The 23,229-nt window shown below is 60.8% G+C and carries 19 protein-coding genes; 14 read left to right on the top strand and 5 right to left on the bottom strand.

The genetic code is table 11. The features are described 5' to 3' along the window. Window positions 1-102: 102 nt before the first annotated feature. Window positions 103-960: an ATP-dependent helicase gene (locus GOB90_RS16625; protein WP_242012113.1), complete on the bottom strand. Its 858-nt coding sequence runs from the start codon at window positions 958-960 to the stop codon at window positions 103-105. Between the two features lie 156 nt (window positions 961-1,116). On the opposite strand from GOB90_RS16625, the gene GOB90_RS16620 reads away from it, so the two are divergent. From GOB90_RS16620 to GOB90_RS16575, 10 genes are all read left to right on the top strand, one after another. After that, window positions 1,117-1,932 (top strand): ImuA family protein, encoded by an 816-nt coding sequence (locus GOB90_RS16620; RefSeq protein WP_237592461.1) that lies wholly within the window; start codon window positions 1,117-1,119, stop codon window positions 1,930-1,932. A gap of 10 nt (window positions 1,933-1,942) precedes the next feature. Further along, complete coding sequence (locus GOB90_RS16615; protein WP_261766014.1) at window positions 1,943-3,370, top strand: DNA polymerase Y family protein; 1,428 nt, start codon at window positions 1,943-1,945, stop codon at window positions 3,368-3,370. Then, window positions 3,367-6,534: an error-prone DNA polymerase gene (locus GOB90_RS16610; protein ID WP_173572164.1), complete on the top strand. Its 3,168-nt coding sequence runs from the start codon at window positions 3,367-3,369 to the stop codon at window positions 6,532-6,534. Before GOB90_RS16615 ends, GOB90_RS16610 begins: the two co-directional genes overlap by 4 nt. Window positions 6,535-6,903: 369 nt before the next feature. Further along, window positions 6,904-7,506, top strand: coding sequence for a glutathione S-transferase family protein (locus tag GOB90_RS16605; RefSeq protein WP_146891853.1), 603 nt, complete (start codon window positions 6,904-6,906; stop codon window positions 7,504-7,506). A 163-nt stretch (window positions 7,507-7,669) separates the two neighbouring features. Next, on the top strand, window positions 7,670-9,757 hold the full coding sequence (locus GOB90_RS16600) for a ParB/RepB/Spo0J family partition protein (protein WP_146891856.1): 2,088 nt from the start codon (window positions 7,670-7,672) through the stop codon (window positions 9,755-9,757). 47 nt (window positions 9,758-9,804) lie between these two features. Beyond that, window positions 9,805-10,332 carry a DUF6878 family protein gene (locus GOB90_RS16595; protein ID WP_173572163.1) on the top strand — a complete coding sequence of 176 codons (528 nt, stop codon included), beginning with the start codon at window positions 9,805-9,807 and terminating at the stop codon, window positions 10,330-10,332. Next, window positions 10,322-10,684: a DUF6915 family protein gene (locus GOB90_RS16590; RefSeq protein ID WP_146891859.1), complete on the top strand. Its 363-nt coding sequence runs from the start codon at window positions 10,322-10,324 to the stop codon at window positions 10,682-10,684. Before GOB90_RS16595 ends, GOB90_RS16590 begins: the two co-directional genes overlap by 11 nt. 148 nt (window positions 10,685-10,832) lie before the next feature. After that, window positions 10,833-12,020: a DUF932 domain-containing protein gene (locus tag GOB90_RS16585; protein ID WP_146891863.1), complete on the top strand. Its 1,188-nt coding sequence runs from the start codon at window positions 10,833-10,835 to the stop codon at window positions 12,018-12,020. A 79-nt stretch (window positions 12,021-12,099) separates the two neighbouring features. Next, window positions 12,100-12,510, top strand: coding sequence for a hypothetical protein (locus GOB90_RS16580; RefSeq protein ID WP_146891866.1), 411 nt, complete (start codon window positions 12,100-12,102; stop codon window positions 12,508-12,510). After that, window positions 12,503-13,147: an antitoxin of toxin-antitoxin stability system gene (locus GOB90_RS16575; protein WP_146891869.1), complete on the top strand. Its 645-nt coding sequence runs from the start codon at window positions 12,503-12,505 to the stop codon at window positions 13,145-13,147. The genes GOB90_RS16580 and GOB90_RS16575 overlap by 8 nt, the downstream gene beginning before the upstream one ends. A gap of 11 nt (window positions 13,148-13,158) precedes the next feature. On the opposite strand, the gene GOB90_RS16570 is transcribed toward GOB90_RS16575, so the two are convergent. The 4 genes from GOB90_RS16570 to GOB90_RS16555 all read right to left on the bottom strand — a co-directional run bounded on the left by GOB90_RS16570 (window position 13,159) and on the right by GOB90_RS16555 (window position 15,722). Beyond that, window positions 13,159-13,968: a hypothetical protein gene (locus GOB90_RS16570; protein ID WP_146891872.1), complete on the bottom strand. Its 810-nt coding sequence runs from the start codon at window positions 13,966-13,968 to the stop codon at window positions 13,159-13,161. Further along, complete coding sequence (locus GOB90_RS16565) at window positions 13,946-14,920, bottom strand: nucleotidyl transferase AbiEii/AbiGii toxin family protein (protein WP_173572162.1); 975 nt, start codon at window positions 14,918-14,920, stop codon at window positions 13,946-13,948. Before GOB90_RS16565 ends, GOB90_RS16570 begins: the two co-directional genes overlap by 23 nt. After that, window positions 14,901-15,332: a DUF6088 family protein gene (locus GOB90_RS16560; protein WP_173572161.1), complete on the bottom strand. Its 432-nt coding sequence runs from the start codon at window positions 15,330-15,332 to the stop codon at window positions 14,901-14,903. The genes GOB90_RS16565 and GOB90_RS16560 overlap by 20 nt, the downstream gene beginning before the upstream one ends. A 114-nt stretch (window positions 15,333-15,446) precedes the next feature. Beyond that, on the bottom strand, window positions 15,447-15,722 hold the full coding sequence (locus GOB90_RS16555; RefSeq protein WP_146891878.1) for an HU family DNA-binding protein: 276 nt from the start codon (window positions 15,720-15,722) through the stop codon (window positions 15,447-15,449). A gap of 198 nt (window positions 15,723-15,920) precedes the next feature. Between GOB90_RS16555 and GOB90_RS16550 the strand changes: the two genes are divergently transcribed. The 4 genes from GOB90_RS16550 (at window position 15,921) to GOB90_RS16535 (ending at window position 23,162) form a co-directional block, all read left to right on the top strand. Further along, window positions 15,921-20,225: a strawberry notch-like NTP hydrolase domain-containing protein gene (locus GOB90_RS16550; RefSeq protein WP_146891881.1), complete on the top strand. Its 4,305-nt coding sequence runs from the start codon at window positions 15,921-15,923 to the stop codon at window positions 20,223-20,225. After that, window positions 20,186-21,286: a DUF7146 domain-containing protein gene (locus tag GOB90_RS16545; protein ID WP_242012112.1), complete on the top strand. Its 1,101-nt coding sequence runs from the start codon at window positions 20,186-20,188 to the stop codon at window positions 21,284-21,286. Before GOB90_RS16550 ends, GOB90_RS16545 begins: the two co-directional genes overlap by 40 nt. Before the next feature lie 321 nt (window positions 21,287-21,607). Further along, window positions 21,608-22,543: a DUF2493 domain-containing protein gene (locus GOB90_RS16540; RefSeq protein WP_146891885.1), complete on the top strand. Its 936-nt coding sequence runs from the start codon at window positions 21,608-21,610 to the stop codon at window positions 22,541-22,543. Window positions 22,544-22,700: 157 nt separating this feature from the next. Then, window positions 22,701-23,162 carry a hypothetical protein gene (locus GOB90_RS16535; protein WP_173572160.1) on the top strand — a complete coding sequence of 154 codons (462 nt, stop codon included), beginning with the start codon at window positions 22,701-22,703 and terminating at the stop codon, window positions 23,160-23,162. Window positions 23,163-23,229: the final 67 nt, after the last annotated feature.

Here is a 23,229-nt window from a genome sequence, read left to right as displayed (position 1 = left end):
GTTCTCAGAAACCTGCGGATATCGTGACCATTTAGGCTCAGGCATCGTACCCTCCCTTTGCAACACGAAGGTATAGATTCAAGCCGATGTATTCCAACTAACTTATAAGATCGACTGCGCGTCATCGCCCACCACCGTCAGCCCGCGCCCATCTGGTTTCATGCCCAGCAGGATCTCCGCCTGCAGCCGGTTGGTGTCCTGATACTCGTCAACCAGCACATGGTCCCATTTACCGCCGATATCGGCCGCCAGCACCGGATCGCTGACCATCTGCGCCCAGCACAGCAGCAGGTCGTCGTAATCCAGCACGCCCTGTTCCTGCTTCGCCGTGACATAACCGGCGAAGAGCTGTTTCAGCTGGGCTTCCCAGCCCGCGCACCACGGATAGTGCTTCAGCAGCACATCGGCGAGCGGCGCACCGGAGTTCACCACGCGGGAATAGATGGCAAGGCACGTGCCCTTGCCGGGAAACCGATTCTCGGTTTTCGAAAACCCCAGATCGTGCCGGATCAGATTCATCAGATCGGCTGAATCCTCGCGGTCATGGATCGAAAAGGCCGGGTCCATGCCGATCTGCCGGGCATATTCCCGCAGCAGCCGCGCGCCGATGGAATGAAACGTCCCGGCCCAGGCCAGCGCGTCGGCCAGAGGACCAGCCTTGTCTCCCAGCACCGTCTTGCAGGTGCGCTCCACACGCCGCGTCATCTCGACGCTGGCCCGGCGCGAGAAGGTCAGCAGCAGGATGCGCCGTGGATCAGCCCCCGAGGCGATCAGATGCGCGACCCGGTGCGCTAGTGTGTTGGTCTTGCCCGATCCGGCGCCAGCGATGACCAGCAGCGGGGATGAATCCGCGCCGCCTGCCGAGACTCCGGTCCCATGCGTGACGGCCTGCCGCTGGGCATCATTCAGACGGGACAGATAATCGTCGTTGCCTGGAGAGGAAGAAGGTTCTGGATTCAATTCCTTAGCGCACTTTCATCAACGATACCGAACCGACATCGCTACCCAGCATGCCGGATACGGAGCGAATTTGCATTGACTTGCGTAGCATGAATGGAACAAACCAAGAACATATAATCAGGAAATCCGTATGCTCAAGGGACGCCAGACCGTGAAATGACTGCTGAACCCCATAAAAAACCCGGTCTGGAGACGCTGCGGGCTGCGATCAGCCGTCTGGAAGGACACACTAGCCGCAAGCGTGCCACACTGCCCTTCGGCGTCCGGGACATCGACCGGAAGCTCCCGGGCGGTGGTCTGACGCTGGGTACCCTGCATGAGGTCGCGGGGGGCGGCAACGACGCTCTGAACGCCGCCGCTGCGGCGCGTTTTGCCGCGGGGATTGCCGCGCGAACCAAAGGTCAGGTTCTTTGGATCGTCACGGTCGCCGATCTGTTCGCACCCGCGCTGCAACAGGCCGGGCTGGCGGCCTCGCGGGTGCTGTTCGTCGAGGCCGGGACTGATCGCGACGTACTGGCCTGTTTCGAGGAAGGGCTGCGTCACCCGGGTCTGGGCGCGGTCGTGGCGGAAGTCGGACGCCTGACCATGACTGCTTCGCGTCGGTTGCAACTCGCCGCCGAAAGCGGCGGTGGAATCGGTCTCGCCCTCCGGCGCTGGCGCCGGCAGACGGATGCGGCGGATTTCGGCCAGCCGACGGCGAGCACGACGCGATGGCGGGTCTCACTCCTGCCTTCTGCTCCGCTGCCGGTGGCGGGAGTCGGCGATAGCCGGTGGTTGCTGGAACTGATCCGGACGCGTTCGGGGGAAAGTGCGGATTTCGAGGTGGAGGCGAGGCATGGACAATCGAAATTGCGGCTCGCAGGAGCATCGGACCGGCCTGCGACCGACACGGCGGATCACGTCGATCTGGCTGCCTCTATGGGCGACCGACCGACTTCGCCGCGAGCAGGGCGACGCCGCGCCTCCGCCTGAGACGCCACTGGTGCTGGCGGGCCGTAACGGCCGCCGCCGTGTTGTGTTCGCGGCGGACCGCGCAGCGCGCAAAGCAGGGCTCGTGGTCGGCATGCCAGTCGCCAAGGCTCAGGTCCTGCTGCCGGGCCTGAGCGTGATGGACGCGCGGCCCGACGAAGATCGCGCCGCCCTCGAGCGGCTGGCACTCTGGCTGCAACAACGCGTCACGCCGGTCGTTGCGCTCAATGGGATGGACGGCCTGATCCTCGACACGACCGGTGCCGATCATCTCCTGGGTGGCGAGGCGGTAATGCTGCGCGACATCGTCCGTCGCTTGGAAGGCGCCGGGATTTCAGCGCGGGCAGCGGTTGCCGACACGCTGGGAGCCGCTTACGCCGTGACGCGAACCACGTCGGGCACGGCGATCGTCGTCCCACCCGGTGAACATGCGGCAGCTCTCGCGGATATGCCGGTCGCGGCCCTCCGTCTCCCGGCCGAGACCGTGATCGGCCTGGCCGATCTGGGCCTGACCCGGATCCGCGATATCGAGACTGCGCCCCGCGCTCCTCTGGTGCAGCGCTTCGGCGCGGAAATCACCCGGAGGCTGGATCAGGCCTATGGCCGGGTCGACGAACCGATCCTGCCGATCCGTCCTGCCGATCCCGTTGCTGTGTCGCGCAACTTCGCCGAACCGATTGCCGCGGCTGAAACCATCGCGCGCTATATCGGCAAACTGGTGCCACCGCTCTGTGCCAGTCTGGAAGAACGCGGCCTCGGCGCCCGGCGACTGGACCTGCTGCTGCACCGCGTCGACAGCGCCGTGCAGGCGGTGCGCGTGGCATTGGCCCGTCCGGTCCGTGATCCGAAGCATCTCCTGCGCCTTCTGTCCGAACAGATCGAGACCATCGAACCCGGTTTTGGCATCGAGCGTATGGACCTGGTTGCGGTGCTGGCCGAACCGATGGAACGGCGTCAGCAGGTCTCGTCCCTGATTGAGGAGCCGGAGGCCGATCTGTCGGGACTGATCGATATGCTGGCCAACCGGCTGGGTGACGGGGCGCTTTATCGCGTCGCGCCGGTGGAAAGCGACGTGCCCGAGCGCTCGGTGCAGCGCGTGCCACCGCTCGCCCCCGTCACTGACGCCGCCTGGCCGGAAGGCTGGCCACGCCCGACCCGGCTGTTGCCGCGTCCCGAGCCGATCGAGACCATGGCCATGCTGCCCGACCACCCACCGGTGTTCTTCGTCTGGCGTGGGATCCGCCGCAAGGTGAAATGCGCCGATGGGCCGGAGCGGGTTTTCGGAGAATGGTGGAAGGGTGATACGGAACTGACCGCCGCCCGGGACTATTTCCAGGTTGAAGATACGTCCGGCGAGCGCTTCTGGATCTATCGCGCCGGCGACGGTGAGCACGGCGAGACCGGATCGCAGCGCTGGTTCTTGCATGGCCTGTTCGCATGAGCGCCACAGCGCCCCGCTATGCGGAGTTGCAGGTCACGACCTATTTCTCCTTCCTGCGTGGCGCGTCGTCGCCCGGCGAGCTGTTCGGACAGGCGAAGGCGCTCGGGATCACCGCTCTTGGCGCCACGGACCGCAACACGCTCGCTGGCATCGTTCAGGCGCATCTGGCGGCGAAGGAATTCGGGGTGCGCCTGGTCGTCGGCTGTCGGCTCGATCTGGAGGACGCGCCGCCGGTCCTGGTGTATCCAATCGACCGGGCCGCCTATGGCCGGCTCTGCCGCCTGCTTTCCCTCGGCAAGGCCCGCGCGGGAAAGGGCAAATGCAGCCTGCTCTGGCGTGATCTCGTGGAGTGGGGCGAAGGGCTGATTGCCGTACTGGTGCCTGATGTCGCGGATGACGAGTGTGCCGCGCATCTACGGCGGTTGCGGGACGCTTTCGGCGATCGGGCCTATATGGCGCTGACCCTGCGCCGCCGCCCCAACGACCAGATGCGGCTGTACGAACTGACTAATCTCGCACACAGCCAGCGCGTCCGGACTGTTGTTACCAACGACGTGCTGTTTCACACCCATGACCGGCGCATCCTGCAGGATGTCGTCACCTGCGTGCGGCACAACACCACCATCGAGCAGGCGGGCTTCGCGCGGGAGCGTCATGCCGACCGCTATCTCAAGCCGCCGGAAGAAATGGCACGACTGTTCGGCCGCTATCCGGAGGCGATCGACCGCACGATGGAGATCGTGGAGCGTTGCCGGTTTTCTCTCGACGATCTGGCCTATCAGTATCCCGACGAGATTGAAATCCCCGGCCAGACGCCCCAACAGGCGCTGGAAGCGCTGACCTGGCGGGGGGCGCGGGAGACGTATGGCGGTGAGGTGCCTCCTGACGTGGCGAAGATCCTCCACCACGAACTCGCTCTGATCGGGCGCATGAATTACGCACCCTATTTTCTGACGGTTCACTCGATAGTCCGGGAGGCGCGGCGGCGCGACATCCTCTGTCAGGGGCGGGGCTCGGCTGCCAACAGCGCGGTGTGTTTCGTGCTCGGCATTACCGCCATCGATCCCTCCCGCACCACACTGCTGTTCGAGCGCTTTATTTCCGAAGAACGGGCTGAGCCACCTGATATCGACGTTGATTTCGAACATGCGCGCCGTGAGGAGATCATCCAGTGGGTCTACGACCATTACGGACGCGATCGTGCCGCGCTGACCGCCGTGGTGATCCGTTACCGCGCCAAGGGCGCGCTGCGCGACGTCGGCAAGGTGATGGGTCTGCCAGAAGATGTCATTGCACTATTGAGCAAGCAGATCTGGGGCTGGTCACGCAATGTCGATGCGGAGAAATTCGCCGAGACGGGAATTGACCTCTCCGACCGGCGTATCCGCCTGACGTTGGATCTGGCGCGCTGCCTGATCGGCGTGCCCCGCCATCTCTCTCAGCATCCCGGAGGCTTCGTGCTGACACACGACCGGCTCGACGAACTGGTGCCGATCGAACCGGCTGCGATGGACGACCGTCAGATCATCGAGTGGGACAAGGACGATATCGACGCGCTGAAATTCATGAAGGTCGATGTCCTGGCCCTTGGCATGCTGACCTGCATGAAGAAGGGCCTCGACCTGCTGGCCGCGCATAAAGGGCAGCATTTCACGCTGCAGACGATCCCGGCCGAGGATCCCCGCACCTACGCGATGATCCGCAAGGCCGATACGATTGGCGTGTTCCAGATCGAATCCCGCGCCCAGATGTCGATGTTGCCGAGGCTGAAACCCCGGACCTACTATGATCTGGTAATCGAAGTGGCCATCGTCCGTCCCGGCCCCATACAAGGCGATATGGTCCATCCCTATCTCCGCCGGAGGGAAGGGCTGGAAGATCCGGATTATCCGACACCCGAACTGGAAGAGGTGCTGAAACGCACACTCGGCGTACCGCTCTTCCAGGAGCAGGTGATGCAGGTCGCGATGGTCTGCGCGGATTTCACCGCCGCCGAAGCGGACGGATTGCGCCGGGCGATGGCGACCTTCAAGAACACCGGCACGGTGTCGCACTTCCAGACCCGTCTGCTCGAGGGCATGACCCGCAAGGGTTACCCCGAGGAGTTCGCCCAACGCATCTACCAGCAGCTCGAAGGGTTCGGCTCCTATGGCTTCCCGGAAAGTCACGCCGCCAGTTTCGCGATCCTCGCCTACACGTCGTCCTGGCTGAAATGCCACCATCCCGACGTTTTCCTGGCATCCTTGCTCAATTCCCAGCCCATGGGCTTCTATGCTCCGGCCCAACTGGTGCGCGACGCGCGTGATCATGGCGTTGCAATCCGACCGGTCTGTATCAACGCTTCGAGATGGGACAGCACCCTGGAAGGCACCGAAGACGAGAATGGCCGCTTTCCGGTGCGGCTGGGCATGAGTCTGGTGAAGGGGTTGGCCAACGTACACGTGGCGGCAATCGTTGCCGCCCGACTGCGGCACCCGTTCGCCTCGATCGACGATCTGTGGCGCCGGGCCGGGGTGCCACAGCAGGCGCTGGTGCGACTGGCCGAAGCCGATGCGTTCCGGGAGGCGTTCGGGTTGGCGCGGCGCGAGGCGTTGTGGGCGATCAAAGGGTTGCATGACGCGCCACTGCCCTTGTTCGCCGCCGCAGCCGAAACCAGGGAGATCGACGAACCAACGATGGTGCTGTCACCAATGGCCGATGGGGCGGAGGTCGTAGGAGACTACAATCATATCGGCCTCAGCCTTCGTGCCCATCCTCTGTCGTTCCTTCGCGACGATCTCCGTGCCAGAAAGATCGTGCCGTGCGGAGTTGCCATGGCATTACGTGACGGAAAGCGCGCGGAGGTCGCCGGACTTGTATTGGTTCGTCAGCGCCCGGGATCGGGGGAGGGGGTATGTTTTATTACGCTGGAAGACGAAACCGGCACCGCCAATCTCGTCATCTGGCCGGACATCTTCGAGAAATACCGATCGATCATCCTGTCGGCCAGCATGATGGCGGCGAAAGGCCGCATCCAGCGCGAGGGTGACGTGGTGCACCTGGTGACGCTGGAACTGACGGACCTTTCGGGGCTGCTGCGGCAGGTAGGAGAGCGGGGTGAAAAGGATGATCACGCGAGGCGCGATCTCGCCCCACTCAATTTCAGATCGCGGAATTTCCATTGATTGCTTTCAATTGGCTTTTCTTGATGCCCGGATTTGGGTAGATTCCGCATTGGCGTGTGGAAACGCTTTTTTGCACTGGGCGGCCTCCTATGTCGGGTGGCCTGCCAAATAGAACACCCGGACCTATGGTCCCGTGGTGAACGGCCTCGGCTGCTCACCGCTGGGAAATAGGCAGGAGGTGAATACGCCCAGCGCAAAACACCTTTCCAACCGCCCGACGCCAGGGATGGGCGCGGGGAAGTGCGGGCTGCCAATAGTGTACGAACCGGTCAATCAGAGCGTCGTTTAAGGTTTTCGTTTTGACTTCAAACTGCAAACGCTGAAGATGCGCCACCTCGCACAGGCGGTGGAACAAAGGAACGACCGGTCATGACATTACCGATACTCTATAACTGTCCACCTTCCGGAAACTGTTACAAGGTCCGGCTGTTCGCAGCATTAGCTGGCATCGAACTCGAGATACGAGACATCGACCTCGCCGCCGGATCACAAAAAACAGCAGAATTCACAGCACTCAATCCGTGGCAGCAAGTGCCCGTGCTTCAGGACGGCGAAAAAACCGTCATCTGGGACTCTCAGGCCATCCTCGTCTATCTGGCGGAAACCTATGGCAAGCATGACTGGCTTCCGTCCGATCCTGTCGGACGAGCCAAAGTCACCCAATGGCTCTCCGTTGCCGTGAACGAGATTCAACACGGTCCTGCTGACGCGCGACTGGTCAAGCTGTTCGGTTACCCGCTTCGGTATGATGATGCCGCCAGAGCGAGCGAACGGACCCTGAAAATCATCGACGATTATCTTTCGGGGCACAAATGGTTGGCGGCAGAGCATCCAACCATAGCCGACTGCGCTGCCTATCCCTACCTGGCGCTCGCGCCACAGGGCGAAATTTCACTGGAGTCCTACCCATCATTACGTCGCTGGATCAGCGATGTCGAAGCATTGCCTGGCTACATACCGGTCGATCAGTAAGCAGATATATCGACCGGCGAAAGTAATTTTCCCTGCTTCTGGTCACCATGGCTCCGGCTTTTTCGGTGGGGGAGCACGGAGAGGAAGAGTGAAGTTGGAAATTTCATGACAGGTTGAAAGGAGAGGAGAGAGTCTCCGCTCCGCCTGTCATGGAGTTTTCGCCATGGCTACCGCCATCCAGAAAATCAGCCTGAGTTCTTCTCGGGATATTCCCTTCCATAAACTGGTTCTGTCACAATCCAACGTCCGGCGTGTGAAGTCGGGTCTCTCGATCGAGGAACTGGCCCGTGACATCGAACGCCGTGGGTTGCTGCAGAGCCTGAACGTCCGTCCCGTCCTTGACGACGAAGGCATCGAAACCGGTCTGTTCGAAGTTCCCGCAGGTGGCCGTCGTTTCCGCGCACTTGAGTTGCTGGTCAAACAGAAGAAACTCAACAAGACGGCGCCGGTGCCCTGCGTCGTGCGCGACGCACAGACGGCGATCCTCGCCGAGGATGACTCTCTCGCCGAAAACGTCCAGCGTGTGGCCCTGCATCCGCTGGACCAGTTCCGCGCATTCCGCGACATGCTGGAAAAGGGTATGTCCGAAGAGGAAATCGCCGCCGCGTTCTTCGTGCCCGTCGCTGTTGTCAAACAGCGCCTTCGTCTGATGACCGTCTCTGAAAACCTGCTCGACGTTTATGAGCGGGACGGCATGCGGCTGGAGCAGCTGATGGCCTTTTCCATCAGCGACGATACTGCCCGTCAGGAACAGGTCTGGGAGATCATTGCCCAGGGCCATAACCGCGAGCCCTATGTCATCCGCCGAATGCTGACCGAGAAGACCGTGCGGGCGTCGGACGCCCGCGCCCGTTTCGTGGGCCTCGATCCCTACGTCGCGGCCGGTGGCCACGTGATGCGTGACCTGTTCGAAGCCGATGATGGTGGCTGGCTTCAGGATCCGGCCATTCTCGACCGGCTGGTCATGGAGAAACTGCACGCGGCAGCCGAACAGGTCCGGGCCGAAGGCTGGAAATGGGTTGAAACCGACCTGTCGTTCCCATGGGGGCATACGCGTCATCTCGCCGAAATTGACAGTACGGCGGTTCCACTCTCGGAAGAAGAGACAGCACGCCTTGAGGCGCTCCGCGGTGAGCAGGAGGCAATCGAGGCGGAATATGCTCAGGCGGATGAACTGCCCGATGAGGTGGATAGCCGTCTCGGTCAGATCGAACAGGCAATAGAGGCCCTCGAAACCCGTCCTGCGATCTTCGATCCTGGCGACGTGGTTCGCGCAGGAGCTTTCGTCAGCCTCGATAGCGACGGCACCCTCCTGATCGAACGCGGTTTCGCCCATCCGGAAGATATGGAAGATGACAGCCCATCGGACACGCACACTTCTGCGCAGGCCGTGGAAGCCAGCACTGCGCACGACGAAAACGATGATCATGCGATCGCCGGGGCAGGGGAACCCGACGGCTCTGATGATGCCGAGGACGAAGAAGATGTCCGTCGCCCCATCCCGGACCGGTTACTCTCCGAACTGACGGCATGGCGCACGCTCGCCCTTCGGGACGCGCTGGCCAGCAATCCTCACGTGGCGCTGACCGAGTTTCTCCATACACTCTGCCTGAACCTGTTTCGCGATGACCGATCAGGAGCGTGCCTCGAGGCGGGCGTTCGTTCCGTCTCGTTGCCGGTACAGTCGGCTGATCTGGCGACCAGCATGCCGGCGCATGACGTTCGCGCGCGTCATGAAGGATGGAAGCAGGATCTGCCGCAGGACGAGGATGCCCTGTGGGTCTGGCTGGATCGTCTGGATGAAACCAGCCGCCTGGCTCTGTTGGCGCATTGTCTGTCATTCGGGGTGAACGCCCTGTTCGAGAAGACCGGCCCGCATGCCGCGATCTCGCCGCGAACCATCGAGCGGCGTCTGGCCCGAAGCGACCGGCTGGCCTCGGCCCTGCGGCTTGACCCGGTCGAGGCGGGATGGCAGCCGACGGTGGAAAATTACCTGGGACGCGTGACCAAGCCGCATATTCTCGATGCTGTTCGGGAAGCGCGGGGCGAGCAGGCGGCCGAGATGATCGCGCATCTTAAAAAGGTCGATATGGCCCGCGAAGCGGAGCGGTTGCTGGAGGGCTCGGGCTGGTTGCCCGAAGCTTTGCGGGCCGGTGTTCCGGACGTCCCTGGTCAGGACGCAGCTAATGATCAACTGCCAGAACACGTCAGTCTTCCAGAGTTCCTGAGCGTCGAGGTCGCCGCCGAATAACCTGCCCCCGAACTGTCAGAGGCCATGATCCTTCCATCACGAGGGTCATGGCTGCACGTTTCGATCCATCACGTTATCCTGTGGAGATTGTCATGCCGGAAAATAACGAGATCAGCCCCATCGATTATGCCCTCCGCTGGCAGCGTCATGAGGCAGCGCAAAGACAGGCGTCCGTCCAGAACCGCCGGATTGTTTTCACGACGCTCTCCCTGCATGCCATTACTGACCTCAGGGTTTCCTTCAATGGAGAAGGGGACAGCGGGCAGATCGAGGACATTGCCGTTACCCCGGAAGATCGGGCCGATCTGCTTGATGCTGAAATCACCATGATGACCACATCATGGCCGGGCAGCGACACACTACTTGAACGAGCGCCGCTGCGTAACGCGGTGGAAAATGTCTGTTACGACGCACTGTCTCAAACGCATGGTGGCTGGGAAAACAATGATGGGGCCTATGGCGATATCGTATTCGACGTAGATCAGCGCACCGTGACACTCGAATTCAACGAACGTTACATGTCGACCGAATATTTTGAACATAGCTGGACGGAGGAGGCGGATCATGGCGCATAGTTACCATCATGCTCTTTCCTCGGTGCGGCAATGGGGCGAGACGGCGGAGGATTTCCTGCCGCTCCATACGTTTTTCGATGAATCGAAGCTGATTTCGGCGGACTTCCGTCATCGTGCGCTCCGACACCACGCTGAAGGAATTTTCCTGGCCGAAAGGCTGTTTGGCGTAACCTTGATGCTTTCGACAGGGCGGTCGGTACCCGTCCGTCTGATCGGCGAACAGCATATGCGCGAAGACTTCGGGTTCATCCCGAGCTTCGTCGACTGGCTGAAAGAAATTCGGCCCCAGCCCTGGATGGGGCGTGCTCAACCCCTTCACCTGATATTGGAAGGCGACGACCGGGAAAAATAGACTGCGATAGAACAGGACCGACTTTTGCCGTCATGATGCTGCTTCCGGGCTCCGGAAGCAGCATTTTTTCATGCAGGCCCGGCCCTGAAGGAGGGAGAGGCCGGCTTCGCCTTTTGTGCCGAATATCCGGCGCAAGAGGAGAGTTTCCATGACCATGACCGTTCTTCCTTCAGCCCGCCCCGCCAGCGGATTTCGCATTGATCCGTCCCGTGGCCGGGTGGATCACCGTGTATCGTCCGAGTGGTTTTCCCGTCCTGACGACGAACGTTATCTGTCTCTCGCAGACCTGCACGCGGCGACCCTGAGCCGTGCCGACCGGGCGACCGCGCGTACGGTGGAGAGCCGCGCCATCCGTGTGGACGCGTCACGCGACAATGCCGAACGGCTGACCCTGTCCGTGCCCGGCCAGAGTGCGCCCGTTGCTCCCACCCACTGGTCTTTCGGGCAGTTGTGCAGCCTGGTCAGCGCACCGTCGTCCTATCTTCGCAATCTTCCCGCCCCGCTGGCCGCCATCAATTTGCAGCACGGCCTGCTGTCCCACCGGGCAGAGTTGGTCAAGACATTGGAAACGGGTGATGGCCGTGTGGAACTGCGCGCTGTCACAGGCCCGGATTATGGCCGGATCTGGGACCATGAACTTGTGGGGGCCGTGCGCAAAATTGCTGGAAACGGAACAGGGGATACGAACTGGAAGGTGCCCGGTGTCATTGACTGGGCGACGATGACGCATAATCCACATGTCGACATCACGAAGGAAACCACGACACTTTATGCCTCAGACAGAGACGTTTTCCTGTTCCTCGTCGATGATACGCATCCCATCGAGGCGGGACGTCTACCCAATGGTGAGCCCGATCTGTTCTTCAGGGGATTTTACGCATGGAATTCCGAAGTCGGTAGTAAAAGTCTCGGGATTGCCTCTTTTTATCTTCGGGGAGTGTGCCAGAACCGCCTGATCTGGGGGCAGGAAAACCTGCAGCAGATCACGATCCGGCACAGCAAATTCGCAGCAAACCGCTTTGTACATCAGGCCGCGCCTGCGTTGCGGAATTTTGCAAATGCGAGTGCTGCGTCGTTCATTTCCGGAATTCAGGAATCACGCAGGCAGGTTGTCGCACGTGACGAAGACGATCGCGAAAGGTTCCTGCGACGGCAGGGTTTCTCGAAGCCGGAGACGGCGAAAATCATTGAAACGGTTCTTCATGAAGAAGGTCGGCCGCCGGAAAGCGTGTTCGATTTCGTTCAGGGCATCACGGCGTTCGCGCGGACGAAGACCAATCAGGACACGCGCCTCGACCTTGAAGGCAAGGCCCGCAAACTGATGGAACGGGTCTGATACCGCCCAGCATATCTTGTCCTGTCTCTTGCGAAAGCCCGGATACGTTCCGGGCTTTTTCTTTATGAGGAACCTGAAAATGGCCGATTATTTCACGCATTTTTCCTGTCTTCTGGACGTAGAAACACATGAAAACGCGCTCAGGGCACTCGAACTTTATCAAAACGAGACGGCGGACGAAGATGGTTTCTGTCTTGCAGACGGGTTCTCCCTGCTGCTGTCCAGTGAAGGGTCTTCTGAATTGTGGATTCATGATGAAGCTGGGGGTGATCCAGAATGCGTCATCGCGTTCGTGCTGAAATGCGCGGAAGCGTTTTCACTCTCCGGTTTATGGGGAATGGAATATGCAAATACCTGTTCGCGCCCCCGGCTGGACGCTTTCGGGGGTGGCGCGCATCTCATCGATCTTGGCGCGGGCAAATCCGTTGGCTGGACCAGCACCAACGAATGGCTGGCCGGCGCTCTTGAAGGAGATGATCCCGATGCCTGAGATCATTTCTGTCACTGTTTATCAGATTGATGAACTGTCCGCTGCCGCCCGCGAAAAAGCGCGCTGCTGGTATCGGGAGACTCTGGACTGTTTTTCATGGTGGGATACTGTCTATGAGGACTTTCTGCGTATATGCGCCATAATCGGGGTGGACGTTGCGGCGGTATCACGGCGTTCGGCAGGCGGATGTGGCGTATGCGATTCCTGCATCTATTTCCGGGGCTTTTCCAGTCAGGGGGACGGTGCCTCGTTCGAGGGCGTCTACAAATATGCGCCGCGTGCGGCCCACGAAATCCGTCAATACGCGCCGCAGGATGAAGCGCTTCATGCCATTGCAGACCAGCTAACGGCGCTCCAGAGGCGGAATTTCTACCAGCTTACCGCGACGATCACGCACCGTGGCCTCTATTATCATGAATATACGATGCGCATCGATGTCACTCGAGACAGTCCGTCGGGTCAGGATATGACGGCCGACGCGGAGGAAGGGATTACCGAGGCCCTGCGCGATCTGGCGCGCTGGCTGTATCGCTCGCTCGAAAAGGAATGGGACTATCAGTCTTCAGATGAGGCGGCCGATGAAGCCATTCGCACCAATGAATATACTTTTACGGTTGATGGGTGCCGGTTTGGATAGTGATTTTCAGATTAGTGGGAAGGAAATAAATAATAAATAATTTCATATATGTGGTGTATACTATTACTGGCTAAGATAATCCCTAGAAGAATTCCTGTGCTGACGCTAATCGCGTTTGTTGTGACGTTGGTAAATAAAGCTCGGACAATATTTACCGTCAAACCCAGCCATTTTGATTTTCCTTCCAGAGACTCGGTTTCTGCGACATAGCCTGTGAAAGTGCTAATGACCTGAAAGATTGATTGACGCGGATCTTTGTTGCCGCTCGGCATTGCATTCGTGGTCTTACGCCGCCGCAGAAGCGTACTAAGTGCGGACCGTTTCTGAATTCCTTTTTGCCATTGCGCTTCTGTCGTTAGTAGAAATTCACGCGCGATAGCTGAGAGAGCGTGTGCAAAGAAAAACAGATCCATGCCAATCATGATCATATTGCCTGATATGGAGGACCACTCCTGTGGCTGCGCGATATGTGGCAAACAAAGGTAGAGCGCCATCGCAGTTAGGCCACCAGTCAAAATGCCCCTGAAGAGCGGCCGTATAAATTCCGGACCTCCTCTGACGAGACCGTACCAGGTTCCGGCAGCAGCTACGGAGGCGACATAGACCCATATCGGAAACTGGCCGCAATCCGGATGTTTGTCGGCCCACAGGAATGCAATGAGTGTGAGGACGACGGGTGCGGTGACAGTTTCATCAACGGTTTCGGGCCGTTGGTCGACGCAGATCAGCCAACGGACGATCCTGCAGGTTTTTCCTTTGGAAAAATGATAACCTTTATCGCTGTTGTCTTTACTCCGGTCATTTTCTGTCTGGTTCGACATCGTTCTTTTCATCTACATGATTTTCGGTTTTCTTAATGGCGGCATACAGGCTCTGTACTGACGCCATTGCCGTGTCGTAGGTGAAATGTTCGCCGTAAACCATGGATGCCTGAAACCGATCGAAGGAATCGCGACATTCTGAATTCGTCATAAGATAAGCTAACGCCTGTTCGGTGCCTGCCTCTGGGTCTGCGGCATACGCAGGAAACCACTTCTTAAACTGCTCTGCGTCACTGACCATGATCTGTCTGGCAAGTGTCGAGACACGAGGCAGATCGAGATGGGGCAGGATGCAATGCAGGTCGTAGACGTGCCTGATCAGGAAGCGGTCATAAGCGTCTGTTTTCCGTCCTTCCAGATAACCTGCTGTCCGACGGGTCAGGGCCACGAATTTTTCTGCTGCGGTCTCGTCCACGGAAATGCAGGTGATCTGCTGTATTTCCGGCTTGGCATCTGTCGCCTCGCTGACGAAAGACCGCACCGATCTGTCGACGGTCGGGAGTGCCGCAGGCGCGTATGTCAGTTCGACGAGAAGGTGCGGGCGCAGATCGACGTCTTCGCCCATGCTGCCCGCATAGCGCAGTTCGGCACGGATATAGTGGTTTTCGTTTTTGGCGGAAATGACCGGATCGGGAAACCCGAGGTCTGCCGCGATTTTTCTGATGGTGTCCTTCAGGGCGCCCAGAACTTTCCGGGCCGCATTCTTGCTCGACGGCACCGGTGTAATCGCGATCTTCAGATCCACGTCTTCGGACATCCGGGCAACCAGTTGATGGGCGCGAGCAAGGCATGTGCCGCCAGCAAAAACCAGACTTATCCCGTGGGGGAGAGCTGCATGCTGAAGTGCTGCCAACACCTCGACAACACGGTAGTCCTTTTCCACGAGAGCTGCGGATGACAGGTCAAGCGCATCGGCAACTTCGGCGAGCAGATCAGGCGTAAGGCTTTTCAAACCGCGCCTCAAGATTTCGATAGCGCAGCTTCCGGTTGAACCGGCTCTGGACTTCGAAGACCGGATTGGCCTGAACCTGTGTCGTGCGCCCGTTATTGTATTGTCGGACCGTATCAGACTCCCGCCAGTCGACCTTCAGTTTGCTGAGAGTCTGACGCACGGCTCCATCGAAGCCACCGCGGACGGCAAGCATCGGCCGGCCAGTCAGGCCGTTCGTTTTCACGCGGGCATAGACCCCGTAGCCCAGACGCGCGATCTCGCCCTCGACAATGAGCTGTCGAAGAGCTCTTTTGACACTGTCATATTCGCCGAGATCGGCGAAGTCACGCGGTACGAAGACGTCGCCGCGCGCGCGGCGAATGCGTGTTTTCAGCCGGTCTTTCAGCGTTCTGGTGCGACGTTGCTGGGTCATGATGACCTCAGTTGATCTCCCTGATGGTCCTGCACAGTAACAGAAACAGGACATTCCGATCCACAAAAATAGGACATCACGCCGTTTATCGATACCACCGGGGAGGGAGTGTTTTCAGTCGTTCAGCGCGTCTTTCAGGGCCTTGGCGGGTGTGAACGCCAGCTTGCGCGACGCCGCGATCTGGATCCTATCACCGGTCGCCGGATTGCGTCCCTCGCGGGCCGGCACGTCCTTCACCTTGAACTTGCCAAAATCGGGCAGGGAGATCTCCTCGCCCTTTTTGGCGGCAGTGGTCATCGCTTCCACGAGGGCGTCGAGCACCTTGCGGGTATCGGTCTTGCTGGCGTCGGTTGTCTCGGCGATCTGGTCGACCAGTTCTGAAATCTTCATGCGCAATGCCTTCTGTAGGAACGTTTCAGGCGTAAGCCTCGCAAAACCGTTACGAAGAGATTGTGGCGGCTTCAAGCCCCGCGTGTCCCGGATGTGCGGCAGTGGAGAGGAAGAGGGTGTTTTTGAACCGGGCGGTTCCGGTGCGGGAGAGGGAGGCGTGCCGGGACCATCGGTCTTTCTCCCCCGGAGACTTCCGTCATGGATTGTCCTGTAACCCCCATCCGCGAGACGAGCGGTCACGCCGCCGCACGATTGCTTCTCGCCCACCTCGAACGCGGTGAGAAGCTGGATGCCAACCGGCTCCGCCAGGCTATGGAAAGCGCTTTCAATGCCCCTGATGCCGCAGGTGCGTGGGACTGGAAAATGGCTTATGACGCTGCCGAAGCGGCGTCGGTTCTGTTCCTGCGCCGCTATGGACCGGCACTGATTGCGCGCGCCTCGGGCGACACGGAACTCCTCACCAGCATCGCGCGTCTGGCGTCCCTTCTGCCCTCGCAGACGCGGCGGTCGGACGACAGCCAGACCTGGCAGCAGTTCTCGACGCCTCTGCCGCTGGCTTTCTGCATGATGCGCGCGGCCGGTCTCGCGCGCGGCGAGCACGTGCTCGAACCTTCGGCCGGAACCGGTCTTCTGGCCATCTTCGCCGAACTGGCTGGCGCATCGTTGACCCTCAACGAATTGGCGCCGGGGCGTGCTGACTTACTGGCAGCCCTGTTTCCTGCTGTCCGGCTTTTCCGGCGGGATGCAGCCCAAATCCACGACTATCTGCCTCAGACCATTGAGCCGGACGTGGTCATCATGAACCCGCCTTTTTCGGCGACGGCGCATGTGGCTGGTCGCGCGCCCGACACGGCTTTCCGGCACATCGCCTCGGCACTGGACCGGTTACGCCCGGGTGGGCGGCTTGTCGCCCTGACCGGTGCGTCTTTCTGCCCCGACAACCCGCGCTGGACCGATGGTTTCACCAGCCTGCAGGTGAAGGCCCGTCTCGTGTTTTCGGCGGGTATCGCGGGTCAGTTCTATCGGCAGCACGGCACGAGCGTCGAAACGCGGCTTCTCGTGTTCGACCGCGCGCCCGCTTCCGAACCATCGCAGTTCATCGTGGCCCACGGCACGGCCCCCGATTTTCCCACCCTGCTCGGTTGGATCACTGGTGATCTGCCGTCCCGTCAGCCGCAGGCGTACCAGTCGCTGGCGGTGTCACGCTCTGCGGATATCTCCTCACCGCGCACCGTGCCGGGCTATCTCGGGCGCAAGGCAGCCGTCGCATCCCGCCAAAGGACGGTGTCGGAGATGCAGGGCGCGCCTCTATCCTATGACGTTGTGCCGCCGGATGGGCATGGAACCGTGGCGACACGTCTGTCTGACGCCCTTTATGAGGATTATCGTCTCCAGACCATCGTCATTCCCGGTGCTCAGCCGCATCCCACCAAACTGGTCCAGTCGGCCGCCATGGCCTCGGTGCGCCCGCCCGGGCCTTCCCACAAGCCAACCCTCCCTGATGCCGTCATCCGTGACGGCCTGCTCTCTGACGCACAGCTGGAATCCGTCATCTATGCCGGCGAGGCCCATGATCGCTATCTGGCAGGTCGTTGGAAAGCCGATCAGACATGGGACATTCTCACCCGTGTTGGTGAGGACGATCCCGATGGTGTCCGTTTCCGCCGTGGCTGGTTTCTTGGTGATGGCACCGGCACCGGAAAGGGCCGTCAGGTCGCGGGTATCATTCTCGATAACTGGCTGCAGGGCCGCAGGCGCGCCGTCTGGGTGTCGAAGTCCGACAAACTGCTCGAGGACGCGCAGCGCGACTGGTCGGCACTCGGGATGGAGCGGCTGCTGGTTACACCCCAGTCGCGTTTTCCGCAGGGCACCGCCATCCGCCTAAGTGAGGGCATTCTGTTCACCACCTATGCCACGCTGCGGACGGAAGAGCGCGGCGCAAAAGCCTCCCGCGTCCAGCAGATCGTCGAGTGGCTGGGGGCTGATTTCGATGGGGTCATCATCTTCGATGAAGCCCATTCCATGCAGAACGCCGCCGGCAGCAAGGGAGAGCGGGGCGATCAGGAAGCCTCCCTGCAGGGGCGTGCCGGGCTGCGCCTGCAACATGCTTTGCCAGATGCACGGGTGGTCTATGTCTCCGCGACGGGTGCTACGTCGGTCCACAATCTGGCCTATGCGCAAAGGCTCGGGCTCTGGGGCGGGGAAGATTTCCCCTTCGTCACGCGGGCCGATTTCATCGCCGCCATCGAGGCCGGCGGTGTGGCGGCCATGGAGGTGCTGGCCCGCGATCTCAAGGCCATGGGACTCTACACGGCTCGCTCGCTCTCCTATGACGGTGTCGAATATGAACTGGTCGACCATCAGCTCACGCCGGAGCAGATCCGCATTTATGACGCCTTCGCCCAGGCGTTCATGGTCATCCACAACAACCTCGACGCCGCCATGCAGGCCGCCAACATCACCGGGACGGACGGCACGCTGAACCGGCAGGCCAAGGCGGCAGCCCGCTCGGCCTTCGAGAGCACGAAACAGCGGTTTTTCAACCATCTGATCACGGCCATGAAAACCGTGACCCTGATCCGTGCGATCGAATGCGATCTGGCCGAGGGCCATGCGGCCGTCATTCAGCTTGTCTCCACAGGCGAAGCCCTGACCGAACGCAGGCTGGCGGAGATCTCGCCGGAAGACTGGAATGATTTGCGGATCGACGTGACGCCACGGGAGTATGTTCTTGGGTATCTGGAACATTCCTTCCCGGTCCAGCTTTATGAACCCTATAGTGACGGGTCGGATCATGTGTCTTCACGGCCGGTCTTTCACGACGGCAAGCCTGTCCTGAGCCGTGAGGCCGTGGCCCGGCGGGATGCGATGATCGAACAGCTTGCAGCCCTACCGGCACTCCCCGGCGCGCTGGATCAGATCATCCAGCATTTTGGCGCCGATGCCGTTGCTGAGGTGACCGGCCGCTCGCGGCGCGTGGTGCGCAAGGGGGATCGGTTTGCCGTGGAAAGCAGACCAGCCGCCGCCAGCCTGATCGAGACACAGGCGTTCATGGATGACGCCAAGCGCATTCTGGTTTTCTCGGATGCAGGTGGCACCGGTCGATCCTATCACGCCGAACTTTCGGCTGCGAACCGCCGTCTGCGGGTGCATTACCTGCTGGAACCCGGCTGGAAGGCGGATGCCGCCATTCAGGGGCTGGGGCGCACCAACCGGACAAATCAGGCGCAGCCGCCTCTGTTCCGGCCGATAGCCACGGACGTGAAGGCGGAAAAACGTTTTCTCTCCACGATCGCCCGCCGGCTGGACACGCTGGGCGCCATGACCCGGGGGCAGCGCCAGACGGGTGGGCAGGGGCTGTTTCGCCCGGAAGACAATCTCGAAAGTCCCTACGCACGAGATGCACTGCGGCAGTTCTACCGTCTGCTCGCCCGGGAAAAGGTCGAGGGCTGCACACTGACGCAATTCGAGGATGCGACGGGTCTGTCCCTCGTCGATGACACGGGCCTGAAGGACAAGCTTCCGCCGATTTCCACTTTTCTCAACCGGATGCTCGCCCTGCCCGTAGCGTTGCAGAATCTCCTGTTCGCCACCTTCGAGGATTTATTGGCCGGACGGGTGGAAGCCGCAAGAACAGCCGGTGTGTATGACGCGGGTCTGGAAACGCTGCGCGCCGATAGTTTCACCATCCTTGCACGACAGATCATCCACACACACGCTGAAACCGGGGCCGATACAGAACTGCTGACCATTCGGGAACGCAGGCGGTCCGAACCCGTTACGCTGTCGCAAGCACGCGAGATGGGTCGTGAGCGGGAGTGCGGATACGTCCAGAACACGCAGTCCGGACGCGTCGCCGTCCGCATCCCGGCTCCGGGACTGGTAACGGAAGAGGGGGAATACGAGCGGCGCGTCCGGCTGGTCAGGCCTATGGAGACGCAACTCCACTCCGTCGACGCGTTTTCGGCCAGCCATTGGAAGCCCATTGATCAGGAGACTTTCGTCCCTCTCTGGGAGGCGGAGTTGCGCACGGTTGATGAATTCGTCGAAACCGAATTCCATATGGTGACGGGGCTGTTGTTGCCGGTCTGGAAGCGACTGCCGACGGATCATGCACGTGTCTATCGCCTGCAGACCGATCAGGGGGCAAGGGTGCTCGGTCGCCGTGTGCCTGCGACCTGGGCCGCGAACGCAGGTGCAACGGGCAGTCCTGCACTTTCAGGTGGTGACGCGCGCGCTGCACTGCTGGACGGTGGGACGGTCCTCCATCTGGCTGAACGGATGCAGGTGCGGCGGGTCCGGGTTATGGGGCGCATGCGTATCGAACTGACCGGTTTTACCGAAGAGATGCGGGAGCGGTTGCGGGCTTATGGCCTGTTTTCGGAAATCATCTCGTGGTCATTACGGTTTTTCGTGCCGGTCGATGAGGTGGGGGATAAGGTTCTCGAACGGCTGTTCGAGACATGGCCGATCGAACGCGTGACGGAAAGGGAGGCGGCATGATGGCGGACCATGATGCGCGGGATCTTTCACGTCGCCTCGCCGAACAGGCGGAGGCGGTGTGCCGTCATTACCTGTCGGCCGGGCGGCGGCATGGTAATTACTGGCTGGTCGGCGACGTGCGCAATACACCGGGACGGTCGCTCTATGTGCGCCTGCATGGTCCCTCGGAAGGACGTGGTGCGGCCGGACGATGGACCGATGCCAGCACGGGTGAATTCGGGGATCTGCTTGACCTGATCCGCGAGACGCTGGGTCTGCTGGATTTCCACGACGTTGCTGACGAGGCGCGCAGCTTTCTGGCTCTGCCGCATCCCGAACCAGACCTTGCGGAGGATCGCTTGCGGACCGCCCAATTGCCTCGCTCCGAGACGGGTGGCACCAGCACGGACGCTGCGCGCCGTCTGTGGGATGCCAGCCGATCTCTGTCGGGCATTGCAGACGCCTATCTGCGAAGCCGCGATCTGGCCAATCGCTCAGGATTGGCCGCGCTGCGTTTCCATCCTGACTGCTACTACCGCGCCGATGCCGACAGTCCGACCGAGACATGGCCCGCGCTGATCGCCGCCGTGACCGACCTCAAAGGCCGTGTTACCGGCATCCATCGCACCTGGCTGGCGCGGGACGGAAAGGGCAAGGCGCCCATCGCCATGCCCCGTCGGGCCATGGGCGACCTGCTCGGCCAGGCCGTGCGCTTTGGCACGGTGTCTGACGTGCTGGGGGCAGGCGAGGGGGTCGAGACGGTGCTCTCGCTTCATGAGGTCATGCCCGATCTGTCACTAGCCGCCTGCCTGTCCTCGGCGCATCTCGCCGCCATGGTGTTTCCGCCCACGCTGCGCCGCCTCTACGTGCTGCGCGATGACGATCCCGCTGGGGATCATGCGGTGGCGACCCTGATGGTACGGACGCAGGAGGCCGGGATCGAATGCCTCGTGCTGTCACCGCGTCTGGCGGACTTCAACGATGATCTGCGCTACCTCGGGCGTGGGGCGATGCGGGCGATCCTGCATCCCCAGCTTGCCCCGCAGGACGTGGCGCGGTTCCTGCAACCCGTCACGCACTGAGGCGGGCCAGGAAGGGGGTGTGAGGTCCGCCTTCTTTCCCGTGTGGCGCGGGGTTGTCCTGTATCCGGATGAGGCGCGCCCGCGGCCTTTCTGGAAGGGGAGCGGGCGTCAGCCAGGCCGGGCCTGCAATGGCGGAGACGGCTATTTTCCGCCGCGCGGGACTGCGTCCGCGCTTTGCATCGCGAAGCAAAACAGCCGTCTCCCTGCCATCCTCCACTGCGTTCCGGCCGCGCGTTGCGCGGTTCCGGCCCGGCCTTCGTCTGCCGCTATCCGCCCCCGGAAAGGCCGCGAGGGGCGCGGCCAGAACCGGAGGACAGACCCATGACCCGCACACAGGACGATTTCGAACCCGCCCACGCCACTTCTTCCACCGCCCATGTGCTGGCCGAACTCCAGCTTTACGGCCACCGTCCCTTCGAGGACGAGCCGGACCCGAGGCCCTTGCCCGACGCCAGCCAGATTGAGGGCGCGGTGGCTGATATCTTCGACGCCCTGTCAGCCACACTGACCGACACGCGGCTGGAACCCGATCTCGAACCGCTGCTGTGGTCCACTGTCAATGTCTTTCACCGCATGGTCGGGCAGGTGGAGCGGGATCTTGACCGCAACGAGGCGGCGCAGAAACGCAGCCAGCAGGAACAGGATGGCAGCGAGATCCGCTCGGTGGAACTGGAGCGCCTGATTGCCGAGGGGCTGACCCTGCTGGAACGACGCAACGCTTACGAGATCTTTCGCGACTTGGCCTGCGACCAGTTCGAACGGCTGACGATGTCGCCCTGGCGGCCGCGCTCGGGTTCGCTGGTCAGCCGCAGCACCCTGACGGCGTCGATGATCGACAGCCGTGATTTCCTCAACGCCCGCAGGAAGGCCGAGACCGAACTGCTGGTGCCCCCCGGACCAAAGGTCGCGGTCACCGGTGGGCTCGATTACGAGGACCATCACCTGATCTGGAACCGGCTGGACAAAGTGCGCGAGAAGCATCCCGATATGGTGCTGCTGCACGGTGGCTCGCCCAAGGGGGCCGAATTCATTGCCTCCCGCTGGGCCGATCATCGTGATGTCGCGCAGATTGCCTTCAAACCTGACTGGAACCGGCATGGCAAGGCCGCCCCGTTCCGGCGCAACGACGCCCTGCTGAAAGTCCTGCCCGTAGGCGTGATGGTGTTCCCGGGCTCGGGCATTCAGGACAACCTGGCCGACAAGGCCAAACAGATGGGTATCCCGGTCTGGCGGTTTCGCAAGGATGCTGGCGCGTGAGCGCCAGTTTCTCTCTCGTGACACCCCTCGTGGTTTACATAGCTGACCATGTCATGGAATTTGCAGACAGGAAGTCGGTAACAGTAGGCTGCCATGCTCTGCAAATAGGAAGTTTATCGTTTAACTGAATATCGTTGTGAGAGAAGAGGACAGGGAAATGGACAATAATCGACAGGTCGAAATCGGGAGTCATCCACAGGATGCATCGTCGCACAAGGAAACGGATCATTTTTTCGGGGACGTTTCTGTCTGGATCAACGGCGAGGGTGCGCTGCTTCATGCAAGTCTGTCACTGGAGGATGTTATCCGGTCGCAGCGGAAGGTCGTGAGCAAAATTCATCTGACACAGCAGTTGCGGCGTCTGACAAAGAAATACGGCAATATTCGCTTATTAGATTCGCGTAGTAGCCCACCATTTTGGAAACTTCTTTCCCTCCTGAATCTGGACGACATTCATTTTCTGTCCATAGGGCTTTGGAAGGAGAAACAGTCCGATATCACAGGCGTCATGGCAAACTGTACCCTTCATTTTCTGGAAGGTCATGTCACCGTCTGGCCCTATTGGACATTGTATAAGTGTCTGACCGAAAATGAGTTGAGTGATTTCAGCAGGTTATGATTCATGGGTTTGCGAGAACCTGATGAGATCAAGATGGCCTGGACTGAAATCACCCGAGCGCAGTATC

Source organism: Acetobacter oeni (assembly GCF_011516825.1).
Taxonomy (GTDB): Bacteria; Pseudomonadota; Alphaproteobacteria; order Acetobacterales; family Acetobacteraceae; genus Acetobacter; species Acetobacter oeni.
The sequence above is the reverse complement of the archived record's forward strand: the minus strand, read 5'-3'. Positions and strand labels throughout refer to the sequence as shown.